We start from the raw sequence: 514 nt of genomic DNA, 5'->3' as shown, positions 1-514 counted from the left end.
GGGTGCCCCGGCCCCTGAGGCGCCGCTCCAGCGCCACCAGGAGCGTGAGCAGGACGACCGCCACCAGCACCTGCCACTCGCCCTCCACCGCCCCGAGGCTTCCGGCGGCGTTCCAGGAGGCGTGCTGGATGCCGATGGCCAGCACGCTGCCGCCCGTGTCCAGCAGGTGCATGCCCAGCAGGTACCGGTAGACGGGAACGAGCAGGAAGAGCAGCGCGAGGTTTCCGGCGGTCTCCGCGCTCCAGCCCTCGGCCAGGTACAGCGGCAGGTGGATCGCGGCGAAGGGCAGGCCGGTGAGCAGCGCGGCGATCAGCAGTCCGTGCCGGGCGGTCAGCCGGGACTGGAGGAACCCGCCCCAGGCGGTCTCCTCCCACAGGTTCAGCACCAGCGCCCCGTAAACGAGGGTGGCGAACAGGTACCACCCCGCCTCGGCCGCCCAGCCGGCCGGAGGACTGCGCAGAGACCCGGTGGCCGCGGCCAGGGCCAGGGTGAGCACCGGCATGCCCAGCAGGAC

At 73.3% G+C, this 514-nt stretch carries 1 protein-coding gene; it reads right to left on the bottom strand.

Translation table 11 applies throughout. The features are described from left to right. A partial coding sequence (locus tag ACXAGC_RS20480) for a CPBP family intramembrane glutamic endopeptidase (RefSeq protein WP_474846859.1) occupies nucleotides 1-514 on the bottom strand: 514 nt, incomplete at both ends.

The sequence above is a fragment of the Alteromonas sp. AWJ4_197 genome (genome assembly GCF_056160285.1).
The sequence above is the reverse complement of the archived record's forward strand: the minus strand, read 5'-3'. Positions and strand labels throughout refer to the sequence as shown.